This is a genomic window from Nocardia sp. NPDC059240, from assembly GCF_042753865.1.
In the GTDB taxonomy this organism is placed as follows: domain Bacteria; phylum Actinomycetota; class Actinomycetes; order Mycobacteriales; family Mycobacteriaceae; genus Nocardia.
The window spans coordinates 664,874-678,101 of record NZ_JBHZAC010000002.1; the positions used below are offsets into that span (position 1 = coordinate 664,874).

Annotated in this window: 14 protein-coding genes; 8 read left to right on the forward strand and 6 right to left on the reverse strand. The window is 67.4% G+C overall.

All coding sequences use genetic code 11. The features are described from left to right. Nucleotides 1-8: 8 nt before the first annotated feature. On the reverse strand, nt 9-704 hold the full coding sequence (locus ACFXHA_RS08675) for a maleylpyruvate isomerase family mycothiol-dependent enzyme (RefSeq protein WP_379354422.1): 696 nt from the start codon (nt 702-704) through the stop codon (nt 9-11). 75 nt (nt 705-779) lie between these two features. Continuing rightward, nucleotides 780-1,976 carry a glycosyltransferase gene (locus tag ACFXHA_RS08680; protein ID WP_379354424.1) on the reverse strand — a complete coding sequence of 399 codons (1,197 nt, stop codon included), beginning with the start codon at nt 1,974-1,976 and terminating at the stop codon, nt 780-782. Nucleotides 1,977-2,091: 115 nt separating this feature from the next. Here ACFXHA_RS08680 and ACFXHA_RS08685 point away from each other — a divergent pair, with 115 nt between their 5' ends. Further along, nucleotides 2,092-2,508: a VOC family protein gene (locus ACFXHA_RS08685; protein ID WP_379354426.1), complete on the forward strand. Its 417-nt coding sequence runs from the start codon at nt 2,092-2,094 to the stop codon at nt 2,506-2,508. Here ACFXHA_RS08685 and ACFXHA_RS08690 read toward each other — a convergent pair. Further along, nucleotides 2,493-3,329, reverse strand: a complete 837-nt coding sequence (locus tag ACFXHA_RS08690; protein WP_379354428.1) for an MBL fold metallo-hydrolase — start codon at nt 3,327-3,329, stop codon at nt 2,493-2,495. The genes ACFXHA_RS08685 and ACFXHA_RS08690 overlap by 16 nt on opposite strands. A gap of 196 nt (nt 3,330-3,525) precedes the next feature. On the opposite strand from ACFXHA_RS08690, the gene ACFXHA_RS08695 reads away from it, so the two are divergent. The 3 genes from ACFXHA_RS08695 to ACFXHA_RS08705 all read left to right on the forward strand — a co-directional run bounded on the left by ACFXHA_RS08695 (nt 3,526) and on the right by ACFXHA_RS08705 (nt 5,556). Then, complete coding sequence (locus ACFXHA_RS08695) at nt 3,526-4,344, forward strand: helix-turn-helix domain-containing protein (RefSeq protein WP_379354430.1); 819 nt, start codon at nt 3,526-3,528, stop codon at nt 4,342-4,344. A 298-nt stretch (nt 4,345-4,642) separates the two neighbouring features. Next, complete coding sequence (locus ACFXHA_RS08700) at nt 4,643-4,789, forward strand: hypothetical protein (protein ID WP_379354432.1); 147 nt, start codon at nt 4,643-4,645, stop codon at nt 4,787-4,789. Between the two features lie 2 nt (nt 4,790-4,791). Next, entirely contained in the window at nt 4,792-5,556 is a 765-nt protein-coding gene (locus ACFXHA_RS08705) for a hypothetical protein (protein WP_379354434.1), read from the forward strand. On the opposite strand, the gene ACFXHA_RS08710 is transcribed toward ACFXHA_RS08705, so the two are convergent. The 3 genes from ACFXHA_RS08710 to ACFXHA_RS08720 form a co-directional block, all read right to left on the reverse strand. Continuing rightward, nucleotides 5,553-6,557, reverse strand: coding sequence for a sigma-70 family RNA polymerase sigma factor (locus ACFXHA_RS08710; protein WP_379354436.1), 1,005 nt, complete (start codon nt 6,555-6,557; stop codon nt 5,553-5,555). The genes ACFXHA_RS08705 and ACFXHA_RS08710 overlap by 4 nt on opposite strands. Nucleotides 6,558-6,647: 90 nt before the next feature. Beyond that, entirely contained in the window at nt 6,648-8,297 is a 1,650-nt protein-coding gene (locus ACFXHA_RS08715) for an acyl-CoA synthetase (RefSeq protein WP_379354438.1), read from the reverse strand. A gap of 95 nt (nt 8,298-8,392) precedes the next feature. Next, the gene (locus ACFXHA_RS08720; RefSeq protein WP_379354440.1) at nt 8,393-9,430 is read right to left on the reverse strand and encodes an LLM class F420-dependent oxidoreductase; all 1,038 of its coding nucleotides are present in this window, start codon (nt 9,428-9,430) and stop codon (nt 8,393-8,395) included. A gap of 135 nt (nt 9,431-9,565) precedes the next feature. On the opposite strand from ACFXHA_RS08720, the gene ACFXHA_RS08725 reads away from it, so the two are divergent. From ACFXHA_RS08725 to ACFXHA_RS08740, 4 genes are read left to right on the forward strand one after another with little or no spacing between them, the layout of a single operon-like run. Further along, on the forward strand, nt 9,566-10,489 hold the full coding sequence (locus ACFXHA_RS08725; RefSeq protein WP_379355017.1) for a Zn-ribbon domain-containing OB-fold protein: 924 nt from the start codon (nt 9,566-9,568) through the stop codon (nt 10,487-10,489). A gap of 17 nt (nt 10,490-10,506) precedes the next feature. After that, nucleotides 10,507-11,541, forward strand: a complete 1,035-nt coding sequence (locus ACFXHA_RS08730) for a thiolase domain-containing protein (protein WP_379354442.1) — start codon at nt 10,507-10,509, stop codon at nt 11,539-11,541. After that, nucleotides 11,538-12,704 (forward strand): thiolase domain-containing protein, encoded by a 1,167-nt coding sequence (locus ACFXHA_RS08735; protein WP_379354444.1) that lies wholly within the window; start codon nt 11,538-11,540, stop codon nt 12,702-12,704. The genes ACFXHA_RS08730 and ACFXHA_RS08735 overlap by 4 nt, the downstream gene beginning before the upstream one ends. Then, the gene (locus tag ACFXHA_RS08740) at nt 12,701-13,117 is read left to right on the forward strand and encodes a nuclear transport factor 2 family protein (RefSeq protein WP_379354446.1); all 417 of its coding nucleotides are present in this window, start codon (nt 12,701-12,703) and stop codon (nt 13,115-13,117) included. The genes ACFXHA_RS08735 and ACFXHA_RS08740 overlap by 4 nt, the downstream gene beginning before the upstream one ends. Nucleotides 13,118-13,228: the final 111 nt, after the last annotated feature.

Consider the following 13,228-nt stretch of genomic DNA (forward strand, 5'->3'; position numbering starts at 1 on the left):
GGAACGGTTTACGGCACCAGAGGCCCGGTCAGCACCCGAGCGCCCGCCGCCCAGTTGCCCTGCCAGGTCAGGGCCGCGTCGTCGAGGCTCTTGCGGCCCCACAGCGCCAGCAGCAGATCCGAAGCGGTGCCGGAGATTTCGGCGACCGGCGCGCCCGGACCATAGGTCCAGCTGTCACCGGTGTCGGTGGTGTGCACGCTGACCGCGGCCTCCGGCTCCTTGGCCGGGCCACGCTTGATCATGCGGGGCGCGAACAGCTCGAACACCTCGGTGATGCCGTCGGCCGCCAGGTGCGGTTCGAACTCCTCGGCCACGCCGAGCGCGTCCTGCCCGTCCCACACGTGCATGAGGGTCTCCTGGGCGCGGCGGCGCTGCCAGAACCCGACGGTGCGCGGCAGCTGGCTGGTGAACGTCCAGGCCGGGGTGGCCGGATCCACCGCGAGCGATTCGAGCATCGTCTTCGCGATCCGGTCGTACCAGTCACGCAGGGCGACCGGGTCCTTGGGCGCGGGCTCGCCCTGGTAGTTGCCGTGGCCCTCCGCGATCGCGGTCACCACCCACATGTTCCCCTGCCCGACATGGTCGGCGAGGTCGTAGAAGGTCCAGTCGCCACAGCTCGGCACGGGCGTGGCCAGATCGGCCTCCGGCGTGATCAGCTCCCCGAACTCATTCAGCTTCTCGCGCAAAACGGCCATGAAATCCATGCGGCCCACGCTAAGGCGCGAAAGCCCAGCGTGCCAGCCATATCCCGTCCGCGATGCGCGAAATTCGGCCAAACATCAGGATTCGAGTTCGCGCAGCGAGAAGATGCGCTCGGCGACCGGGTCCTGATTGTCCGTGGAGGGTTCCAGTTCGTGCAGCAGTGCCGCACCGCGCGCATCGTGGCGGACGGCGCGGCCGAGTTCGGCGGCGGCGCGATAGTGGGCGGGGGTGCGCAGCAGATGGCGGACCGCGCGCGCGATGCGCGGCGCGGTCGCGGTGCGCGGCAGCCCGATTCCCGCGCGGTGCGCCCGGACCCGGGCGGCATTGTCGGCATTGTCGCGACCGTGTGGGAGCACCAGCACCGGCAGGTCGGCGGCGAAGGACTTCATCAGGGTGCCGTGCCCGCCGTGGGTGACGACCAGGCTGGCGTGGCGCATGATCGCGCTGTGCGGCGCGTGCCGCAGGACGGTCACATTGGTGGGCGCGTTGATCGCGTCCGGTTCGATCGCCGGACCGGTGGTGAGCACCCCGCGCACCGGGAGCAGGGCCAGCGCGTCGGCGATCCGTTGCAGACAGTCGGTTTGGCGTTGGAAGGTGGTGGACAACGCCACCAGGATCAGCGGCTCACCGCCGTCGGTCTGGATCCACGGCTCCTCCCCCGCCCAATCCGGTTCGTCCAGGATGGGCCCCACCCAGCGCACCCCGTCCGGGGCCTGACCGGTGAAATCGAAAGCGGCACTGGACAAGACCAGCTGGCGACGGGCCAGCTGCGCCTGATCCTGATAGTGCGCCAGCCGTTCCAGCCCGAAGTCCGCGCGCAGGGTATTGAGCCGGGGTAGTAGCTCCTCATCCCAGCGCCGCTGTACCAGCGACCCCACCACCCGGTCCCGCCAGCGGCCCAGCGGCCCGGTCGCCCGCCCGAAACCGGTCCCCGGGGGCGGACCACCCTCCACGGGCAGCGGGTAGATGCCGGGCACCAGCACCGAGAACGGCACCTCGCAGGCCTGCGCGGCGACCATGGCTCCGAAGGCGAAGAAGGAGGCCAGCACCAGATCCGGTCGCCCGGCATCGATTTCGTCGGCGGTGTCGCGGGCATATCCGGCGCCCGCGCGCGGACGCAGCCGCGCCCCGGTCGCCGCCACCGCTCCCGCCAGGGATTCCTCCGCCAGCACCGTCACCCGATGGCCACGTCGCACCAGTCGCCGCACCACACCCAGTTCCGGCGGCACGGTTCCGCCGCTACCGGTGAGCGCGACCAGGTAGCTGTAGTTCATCGGGCACCTCCACCAGCCACTCTCGCACGACCGATGACTTTTCCGCACCCGCTTCGTCCCCACCGGTACATCGATATACGTGCGACTCGAAACGCAGAGACAGGGGCGAACCGCCATGCCGACCAAGATGATCTTCCTGAACCTGCCGGTGGCCGATCTGGACCGTTCCAAGCGGTTCTACGAGGCCCTGGGCTGGAAGGTGAACCAGGACTTCACCGATGGCAATGCCGCCTGCATCGTGGTGGACGACAATATCTGCCTCATGCTGCTGACCCACGAGTTCTTCACGACCTTCAGCAGCCGCCCGCTCGCGGACACCCGAGCCGCGGTCGGCGGCCTGTACGCGCTGTCGCTGGCCTCGGCCCAGGAGGTCGACGAGCTCGCCGAGGCTGCCCTGCGCGCCGGCGGTACCGAGGAGGTCAATCCCGATAAACGCGCCCAGGAGGCCGAGGTCGGCATGCACGGCCGCACCTTCCTCGACCCCGACGGACACCAGTGGGAGCCCTTCTACATGGCTTACCCGGGCGTCTGAGCCGCCTGCAACGTCTCCAGTTGGGAGCGGCTGTGGGCGCTGAACACGGTCACTCGATCCGAATGCTCGTGCACCAGTTCCCGCAGGCGCTGCTGATTGCGGCGGCGTTCCTCCGGCAGGGACTGACCGAAGGTCTCCAACGCGGCGATCCCCGGACTACGGCGGGGTCGCCGCCAATCCAATTGGCTCGCTTCGTAATAGGAATCGCCCGCCGCTAGCAGCCAGCGGTCGCCGGTGTCGATCGCCACGCCCGCGTGCCCGCGCGAATGCCCGATCAGCGGTATCAGCAGGATCGAGTCGGGCAGGCCCGGCAGTGCGCGCACGGCATCGAAGCCGAACCAGGGCTCACCGGTTTCGGCGTGCGGCAGGAAGCGCGGATGGTGCGCGAACTGCGCCTTGCGGTAGCGGTTGGCCTCGAATCCGGTCACCTGGGTGAGGGCATCGAGTTCGGCCGCATAGAGATGGACGGTGGCCTCCGGAAAGTCGGCGAGCCCACCCGCGTGATCGAGGTCCAGGTGGGTGAGGATGACATCGCGCACGTCGCCCGGCTCGTAGCCGAGCGCCCGGATCTGCGCCACCGCGGTGTACTCCGGATCGGGCACCGGCCCGGCCAGCACCTCCCAGGGCCGGGGCAGCCATTCCCGGGTGTGGGTGATCGCCCGGGTACCGAGCCCGGTGTCGATGAGCGCCAGGCCCTTCGGGTGTTCGATCAGCACACAGTGGCAGGTGAGGTTGCCACGGGTCAGGCCGCCGGAGGAATCCCCGAGTAGCCGGCCGCCCAGGGAGCGCAGCCGCCCACAGTCGAGATGATGGACACGCACGAGGAACTCCTGTTCACACGGAAAAGCTGAGATGTTGCCGTATTCGGTTGCCAGTCAAGAGTTTTTGGTCGAACGGGTGACGTGTCAATCGGATGTGATCACCCAGATTGGGTGCGGACGGCCAGGATTGGACAGCCGCCGGCAGGTGACCACAATTGAGGGCTGTCACCGGAGTGGAAGAGTGGGGAGAGGGACCATGGGGGCCGATTCACCGGAGCCCGACGCCGGCAGCGGCATCACGCTCGGCGCCTACCTCAAGCGGGAACGCCTGCGCAACGACATGACCCAGCGCGCCGTGGCCGATGCGCTGCACATGTCGACCAGCGGCTACGAGAAGATCGAGAACGGGCAGCGGGTTCCGCATCTGACCACCGTGAACGCGCTCGCGCGGCTGTTCGAACTGCCGTCGGATCGCCGCCGGGTGCTGTGGTCCATCGCGACCGGGGACGATCTGGCGGTCACCGCCGAGGCGCCCGACGGGGTGTCGGAGGGCATGCTGGTCGTGATGCGCAATCTGCGCGGCCCCGCGTTCCTGCACCAGGTGCCCGAATACAACGTGATCGCGGCCAATCAGCGGGCCGTGCGCATGTTTCCGTGGCTGGACCCCCGGCTGGGTTCCGCGGACCGGCCCATCAATGTGATCGTGCAGATGATGACCGACCCACGCGCACAACAGATGCTGGCCAACTGGGACGCTGTGGTGCATCGCCTGGTGTTCGGGCTGCAGGAGTACTCGCTGGCGAATATGGCGGCCGAGAAGGTCCGCGCCATCCGGGACGCCTGCCGGGTCAATCCGGAATTCGAACGTATGTGGAACAACCCGTGCCCGCCCGAGATCATGGCCGATGACACCGCCGTGGCCCGCGATCCGGCGACCGGGGCACTGTCGGTCTTCCAATTGGATTGCCTGCGTTGGGTATTCCCCGATCGCGATGTCGAATTGTTCACGCTCAGCCCGCGCGATGTCGACCCGGCGACCGATGATCCGGACTTCTCCAACATCGTGTTGTGGTGAAACGCAAGAGCCGCACGGGATTTCCGGCCACCCAGCCTGGGTGACACCCAGAAAGGGTGTGTGGCCGATCTTGACCGTTTCGGGTGGCGCGGCAAGGGTAGGGGAACCGGCCAGTTCGTGCGGAGCCTCTGCCCGCCACCCGATCAACGGCGATCGTTCAGCGGTCACCGGATCCCTCGATTTTCCAGAGGGGTTGTGCGCCAGGTCGGTCCGCGGGCCGGGTTCATCTTCATGCATGAGCAGGAGGGGGGACCGGCCCGCGGATACATCAGGGCAACGTGCGCGCAGGGGATAACCCATGTTTCTGATCATCGCCGTCGTCGCATCGGCGGCACTGGGCGGTCTTTCGCTGATCCTGCTGCCGAACCGCATCATGACGGTCGACCACAGCAATACCAGCCCGCTGCCCGAGGACGAACCGGTCGGAAGCAAGCACCGGCGCTGATCATGACGTATTTCGCGCTCGGCTACTGGGTGCCCGGGCTGGCGCTGATGCTGTCCACCGTCTCGGCCGCGGTCGCGCTGGCCTGCCTGCGCCACGCCCGGCACACCGATTCCACCCGGGTGCTGCTGCTGTGGCAGTTCGCGGCCGGCGGCGCGTTCGGCGGTGTCGGCGCGGCCATGTCGCTGTGCATCTGCCTGCTCGGTGTCGAAGTCAGCGGCAGCCGGATCCGGTACGACCTCGGCACCCTCAATATCTGCTCCGCACTGTCGGGCTTCTCGGTCATGTTGGCCCTGATCATCGCCGGGGCGACGCCGCGTGGCATCCGCCTCGCGCTCGCCGCGGTGGTGATGGGTGCGGGCCTGACCGGAGTCACGGTGCTGGCCTTCGCCTCGATCCGCATCCAGGGCCACGTCGAGTACGTGCCGTGGACGATCGCGGTCGCCTTCGTGATCGCCACCGCGATCTCGTTCACGCTGCTGGCCCTCGGCCCGACCTCGACCTCATCGGTCCGGGACGCGGCGCTGGCAGCGGGGTACGGCATCGCGATGCTCGCGGTCTACTACTGCGGGCTGTTCGGCCTGCACGCCGTGGTGAGCACGGCGGCCCGGCCACCCGTCGGCACCGACATGGCGGTCGTGCTGATCCGCTTCCTGATCATCGCGACGCCCTCGCTGTCCGTGCCGATCACCGCCACCCTGGGCGCGCCCGACCGCAAGCCCCGGCCCGAACCCGCCTGGTACGCACCGATTCCCCGGGAACCGGCCTAGTCGTTCGGGCGTAGCTCCTTCGGCAGCCCGAACAGCGGGAAGAGCTTCTCGGTGTCGAGGAAGAAGGTCAGGCCGGAGATGCGTTCACCGTCGAGTTCCAGGGTGGTGATCGACCACGGCACCCACACACCCGGCTCGTCGCCCGGCTTGTAGTGGCCGAAGGCCGGCAGCCCGTTCGCGCCCGCCAGCGGCACCATCCGCGAATCGCGGCAGGCGTGGCCGGTGCCGAGCATGAAGGCGGCGACGTTCTCCGGACCGGAGACCCACAGCGAGAACGGCGGCATGGACAGCGCCACATCGGCTTTCAGCAGATCGGTGAGCGCGTTCATGTCGTAGGCCTCGAAGGCCTTGACGAAGTCGTCGACGAGTTTGCGCTGCTGCTCGTTGTTCTCGTCGTAGGCATCCGAGACCGTGGCGGTCTCCTGCACCTTCGACATGGTGGCGCGGGCGCGCTGTAGCGCGCTGTTCACCGATGCCGGGGACACATTGAGCATGTCGGCGGTCTCCCCCGCCGAGAACCGCAGTACCTCGCGCATGATCAGGATCGCGCGCTGGCTGGCGGGCAGGTGCTGGACCGCGGCCACGAAGGCCAGGCGCAGCGTGTCTTTCGTGCTGGCGGCCTCGGCCGGGTCCGCGCCGAAGGCGAGCGCGTTCGGAATCGGTTCCACCCACACGTAATCCGGCTCCGGCGCGGGCAGTGTGGAATCGGGGGTGGAGGGCCCGTTCAGATCCATCGGCCGGGCGCGCCGCTGCGGCCCGTCGAGCATGTCCAGGCAGACATTGGTGGCGATCTTGTAGAGCCACGAGCGCAGACTGGAGCGTCCTTCGAAGGAGTCGTAGGACTTCCACGCGCGGGTGAACGTCTCCTGCACCGCGTCTTCGGCTTCGAACGACGATCCGAGCATTCGATAGGCGTAGGCGCACAATTCCCGCCGATGCCCCTCGAAAGACCGCAACACATCATCCGAAATGGTGATAGATCTGCCTGCCTTCTCGCTCATGCCAGACAGCCTCGCACAACCCACCGACAAAAAGAGGCCCGCCTGCCGAAGCAGGCGGGCATCACATTCTTGTAATTCGTTGTGCTCGAATTACTTAGCGCTGGAAGCAGAGGCGTGGTTGTCCGCCTCACGAGCCTCGGTCTGCGCCTTGGCCCACTTGTAGTCGGGCTTGCCGGCGGGCGAACGCTTGATCTCGTCGGCGTACCACAGGCTGCGCGGCATCTTGTAGGACGAGATCTCCTTGACCAGGGTCGGCCGCAGCTCGTCCAGGGTCGGGCGGTGTCCGTCGCGACACTGCACGACCGCGACCACGCGCTGACCCCAGCGCTCGTCGGGCACGCCGACCACCAGCGCGTCGAAGATCTCCGGGTGCGCCTTGAGCGCGCCCTCGACCTCTTCGGGGTAGATCTTCTCGCCACCGGAGTTGATCGATACCGAGCCGCGGCCCAGCATGGTCACGGTGCCGTCCTCCTCCACCCGGGCGTAGTCGCCGGGGATGGAGTAGCGAATCCCGTTGAACACCTTGAAGGTTTCGGCGGTCTTGACCGGGTCGTTGTAGTAACCGACCGGGATGTTCCCCGTGCGGGCGAGCATGCCGACCTGGCCGGAACCGGCCGCGACCTCGTTGCCCTCTTCGTCGATCACCTTGGTGGAGCCGTCGATCTTCACCCGCGGGCCACCGGTGTGGGTGGTGCCCTTCGACGCCACCGACAGACCGCCGAAGCCGGTCTCCGAGGACCCGATCGAGTCGGTGATGAGCGCGTTCGGGAATCGCTCGATGAACTCGTCCTTGAAGGCGGGCGAGAACAGCGCCGCGCTGGAGGCCAGCACCCACAGGCTCGAATGCTGATACGGCGCACCGGTTTCCGGGTTGCCCTCGGCCACCGCGTCCAGCATCGGACGGGCCATGGCGTCACCGGTAATAAAGATCATGTTCACGCCGTGCCGCTCGATGGCCCGCCACACGCCGTGGCCGCTGAACTCCGGCAGCATGACGGCCTTGCCGCCGTCGAAGAGGCTGTGCAGGGTCGCAGTGAAGGCGCCGCCGTGGATCAGCGGCGGAATCGGGTAGCGCACCATCGGCGAGTTGCCGCTGGCACCGCCCTTGGCCTGCTCCCACTCATCCTCGATGAAGACGCCGGTGTAGAAGTTGATGCCGCCGCCGAGCACGCGCCACCAATCCTCCTGCCGCCACATGACGCCCTTGGGCATGCCGGTGGTGCCGCCGGTGTAGATCATCATGATGTCGTCGGAGGAGCGCTCCTCGAAATCACGCTCGCCGTGCGAACCGGCCAGCGCCGCTTCGTATTCGACCGCGGTGGGGGGCAACGGCAGATCGGTGCCGTCCTCGACGGTGATGACCGTCTTGATCGCCGGGACGTTCGGCAGCACATTGGCGACCTTGTCGCTGTAGCGCCGCTCGTGCAGGAGCGCGACCATATCCGAGTTCTCGAAAATGTATTGCAACTCGTTCTCAACGTAGCGGTAGTTCACGTTGATCATGACGGCACGCGCTTTGAAGATGGCGACCATGGCCTCGACGGCCTCGATGGTGTTGCGCGAGTACACACCGACCTTGTCGCCCGGCTTCACACCCTGTTCTTGCAGGTAGTGCGCCAGTCGGTTGGCCCGGTCCTCCAGCTCGGCGTAGGTCACCGAGCGCGAGTCGTCAACCAGCGCGACACGGTCCGGCATGAGGTCGATGGTGTGCTCGACAAGGTCCGCAATGTTGTAGCTCACAGGATCAAAATAGAACGTGTTCTTGTGTGTGACAAGCCACAAATCTCACTCAGTCGACGGACCGAATGTGCCCCCCGTCACACACTACGCCCTTTCTACGATTCGATCAGCGGACGAAGGGCCTCGAACTGGGCGACATCCCGCACGCCGATCAGCATCATGGTGACGCCCGCCTTCTCCCAGACCTTCAGCTGCTCACGCACTTCGGCCTCGTTGCCGATGATGGTGGTGTCCAGGATCAGTTCGTCCGGAACCGCCGCGGCCGCTTCCTCCTTGCGCCCCGACCGGAACAGCCGGGTGATCTCGTCGACCGCCTCGCCGTAGCCCATGCGGCGGTACACCTCGGCATGGAAGTTCAGTTCCTCCGCGCCCATGCCGCCGATGTAGAGCGCGCTGAAGGGCCGGATGGCGTCCAGGGCGGCCTTGCGGTCGTCGGTCAGGATCACCTGCGCGGTGGCGGCGATCTCGAAGTCCTCACGGGTGCGCCGCGCGCCGGGCCGCGAGAAGCCCTCGTCGAGCCATTCGTTGTACATGTCGGCCAGCCGCGGCGTGTAGTAGATGGCCAGCCAGCCGTCGGCGATCTCGGCGGTCAGCGCCACGTTCTTCGGGCCCTCCGCGCCGAGCCAGATCGGCAGGTCCGCGCGCAGCGGGTGGGTGATCGGCTTGAGCGGCTTGCCCAATCCCGTTGCGCCCGCGCCGTTGAACGGCAGTGGGTAGGCCGGGCCTGCGCTGGTCACCTTGGCCTCGCGGGCGAGCACCTGCCGCACGATCGAGACGTATTCGCGGGTGCGTGCGAGTGGCTTGGCGAAGGACTGGCCGTACCAGCCCTCGACCACCTGCGGGCCGGAGACGCCGAGTCCGAGAATGTGCCGGCCACCGCTGAGGTGGTCGAGGGTCAGCGCGGCCATGGCGGTGGCGGTCGGCGTGCGCGCCGAGAGCTGGACGACCGAGGTGCCCAGGCGAACCCGGCTGGTGTCGGAGCCGTACCAGGCCAGCGGCGTGAAGGCGTCCGAGCCCCAGGATTCCGCGGTGAAGACGGCGTCGAAGCCGGACTCCTCCGCGGCCGCCACCAGCTCGCGGTGATTGGCGGGCGGCTGCGCGCCCCAATATCCGAGTTGCAGGCCAAAGCGCATGTCCGTGTTCCTTCCTAGAACATTTCAAGGCCGTCGGCGGGGGCTCAGCCCCGGCCCTTGCCACCGTCACTAGAACCTGTTCTACTCGATCTCGTGACTCTGGGGAACACCGAAGTACTGTCCGCACCGCTGCGGATGCAATTCGACTACACCCGCTCCACCGGTCCGATCATCGGCCGCTTCCTCACGGAATTGCGGTCCGGCAAGGTCGTCGGGGTGCGGGGTTCCGATGGGCGCGTGATCGTGCCGCCCGCGGAATTCGATCCGAAGACCAGCGAACCCCTCTCGGAGTTCGTCGAGGTGTCCGACGTCGGCACGGTCCAGACCTGGTCCTGGGTGGCCGAGCCGCTGCCGGGTCAGCCCTTCGATCGGCCCTTCGCCTTCGCGCTCATCAAGCTGGACGGCGCGGACACCGCCATCCTGCACGCCGTGGATGTGGCCTCGCCCGAGGACATCGCCACCGGCCTGCGGGTGCGGGCGCGCTGGGCCGCCGAGCGCACCGGGCGCATCCAGGACATCGCCGCGTTCGAGCCCGGCGAGACCTCCCATGCGCCAACCGATCCCGTCTCCGATGCCGAGCCCATCACCGGCATCGTGACCCCGGTCGACTTCTCCATCAAGCACACCGCCGCCCCGCAGGAAGCCGTCTTCCTGAAGGGACTCATGGAGGGCAAGCTGCTCGGCGCCCGCGCCCAGATGGACGGCAAGGTGTACTTCCCGCCCCGTGGCGCGGATCCGCGCGACGGCTCGCCGACCGACGACTTCGTCGAGGTGTCCGACAGCGGCATCGTGACCACGTTCTGCATCGTGAACGTGCCGTTCATGGGTCAGTCGATCAAGCCGCCGTACGTCGCCGCCTACATCCTGTTGGACGGCACCGACATTCCGTTCCTGCACCTGGTGCTCGGCATCGAGGCGAGCGAGGTCCGGATGGGCATGAAGGTGAAGGCCGTGTGGAAGCCGCGCGAGGAGTGGGGTCTTTCCATCGGAAACATCGACCACTTCCGGCCCACCGGCGAACCGGACGCCGACTACGACTCTTTCGCGCACCACCTGTAGAGAGGCGCTGAAATACCTTGAGTAACACAGCAACCGACATCGCGGTGGTCGGGTTCGCCCATGCGCCGCACGTGCCGGAGACCTTCGGCACCACCAATGGCGTGGAGATGCTCGCGCCGTGCTTCCAGGAGCTGAAGTCCAAGCTCGGCATCGGTGTTTCCGATATCGGCTTCTGGTGCTCTGGTTCCTCGGATTATCTTGCCGGACGCGCTTTCTCGTTCATCTCGGCCATCGACTCCATCGGCGCGGTGCCGCCGATCAACGAGTCGCACGTGGAGATGGACGCGGCCTGGGCACTGTACGAGGCTTGGGTGAAAATCCGCTCCGGACAGGCGGATACGGCGCTGGTGTACGGCTTCGGCAAGTCGTCGGCCGGTACGCTGCGCCAGATCCTGTCGCTGCAGACCGACCCGTATCTGGTCGCGCCGCTGTGGCCGGACTCGGTGTCCATGGCCGGGCTGCAGGCTCGCGCGGGCCTGGACGCGGGCCTCTGGACGGAGGCCGATATGGCCGCCGTGGCCGCCCGCAGCAATGGCATCGACGTCGAAAAGCTTTTGGCCGAAGCCAAAGTCGCGGATCCGTTCCGCGCCCATGACATCGCGCCGATCACCGACGGCGCGGCCGCCATCGTGCTGGCCCGCGGCGATCGCGCCCGCGAGCTGTGCGAGCGTCCGGCATGGCTGACCGGGATGGCCCACTACATCGACACCCCCGTGCTGGGTGCCCGCGACCTCACCGTCTCGGAGTCCGCCAAGCGCGCGGCCGACGCCGTGACCGGCGGCGACGCGAGCGGCTTCGATGTCGCCGAGCTGCATGCGCAGTTCAGCCACGAGGAGCTGATCCTGAAGCAGGCCATCGGCCTGAACGGGAACACCCGCATCAACCCCTCGGGCGGCCCGCTCTCGGGCAACCCGATGTTCGCGGCCGGACTCGAGCGCATCGGTTTCGCCGCCACCGAAATCTTCAATGGCACCGCGAATCGTGCACTGGCCCATGCCAGTTCGGGTCCCGCGCTGCAGCAGAACCTGGTCGCCACCCTGGAGGCACGATGACATTGCCAGCTGCTGTCCTGGGAACCGGACAGACTCATCACGTGACCAAACGGTCGGATGTCTCGATGGCCGGAATGGTCCGAGAAGCCATCGACCGGGCACTGGCGGACTCCGGTTTGACCATGGCCGATATCGACGCGGTCGTGGTCGGCAAGGCCCCCGACTTCTTCGAGGGCTCCATGATGCCGGAGCTGTTCCTCGCGGATGCGTTGGGCGCCACCGGAAAACCGCTGCTCCGCGTGCACACGGCCGGTTCGGTCGGCGGTTCCACCGCCGTCGTCGCCGCCAACCAGGTGCAGGCGGGCGTGCACGGCAAGGTGCTGGCCCTGGCGTGGGAGAAGCAGTCGGAGTCCAACGCCATGTGGGCGTTGTCGAACCCGGTGCCGTTCACCAAGCCGGTGGGCGCGGGCGCGGGCGGCTACTTCGCCCCGCATGTGCGCTCCTACATTCACCGCTCCAATGCCCCGCTGCACGTGGGCGCGATGGTGGCGGTGAAGGATCGCCGCAATGGTGCGCGCAACCCGTTCGCGCACCTGCACCAGCCCGACATCACGGTGGAATCGGTGATGGCGTCCCAAATGCTGTGGGACCCCATTCGTTTCGACGAGACCTGCCCGTCCTCGGACGGCGCGTGCGCCATCGTGATCGGCGACGAGGCGTCGGCCAAGGCGGTCGAGGCGCAGGGCAAGAAGGTGGCCTGGATCCACGGCACCGCGATGCGCACCGAGCCCCTGGCCTACGCCGGGCGCGACCAGGTCAGCCCGCAGGCCGGAAGGCAAGCCGCGCAGGCGCTCTGGAAGCAGGCCGGAATCACCGACCCGCTCGAGGAGATCGACGCGGCCGAGATCTACGTCCCCTTCTCGTGGTTCGAGCCGATGTGGCTGGAGAACCTCGGATTCGTTCCGGAGAACGAGGGCTGGAAGCTCACCGAGGCCGGCGAGACCGCTATCGGTGGGAAGCTGCCGGTCAACCCGTCGGGCGGCGTGCTGTCCTCCAACCCGATCGGCGCGTCCGGCATGATCCGCTTCGCCGAGGCCGCCAAGCAGGTCATGGGCCGCGCGGGCGACTACCAGGTGGAGAACGCGCGCAAGGCGTTCGGGCACGCGTACGGCGGTGGCTCGCAGTACTTCTCGATGTGGGTCGTCGGGAGCGAGCAGCCGTGACCACCACAACCGAACATCCGGCGCGGATAGCGGGCGCGGCCTCGCAGGCCGCCGTCCGCGCCAAGGACAAGGACGCCTGGGTGGCCCTGTTCGCCGTCGACGGGATCGTGGAGGATCCGGTCGGGCCCTCGTTCTTCGATCCCGAGGGCGTGGGACACCGTGGGGCGGAAGCCATTGCGGCGTTCTGGGACAAGGCGATCGCCCAGACCGACGCCATCGAATTCCTCTTCGACGACTCGTTCGCGTGTGGCAGTGAGGTGGTCTTCACCGGCCGCATCCGCACTACCATGAGCGGCCACCTCATCGACGCGGAGGGTGTCTTCACCTACAAGGTGGATGCGGACGGGAAAATCCTTGCCCTGCGCGCCTTCTGGGAGACCGACCGCGCGATGGCGACCATGAGGAAGATCTAGCGGCTCCAAAGACGAAGCGGGGGGTAGGTGTTTTTTTCCGTCGCCCCGGTAGTTTTTTTTTCACCCCCGGTTGTTGTGGGGGGGGGGGGGGGTGGAATAAAATGTTGCTCA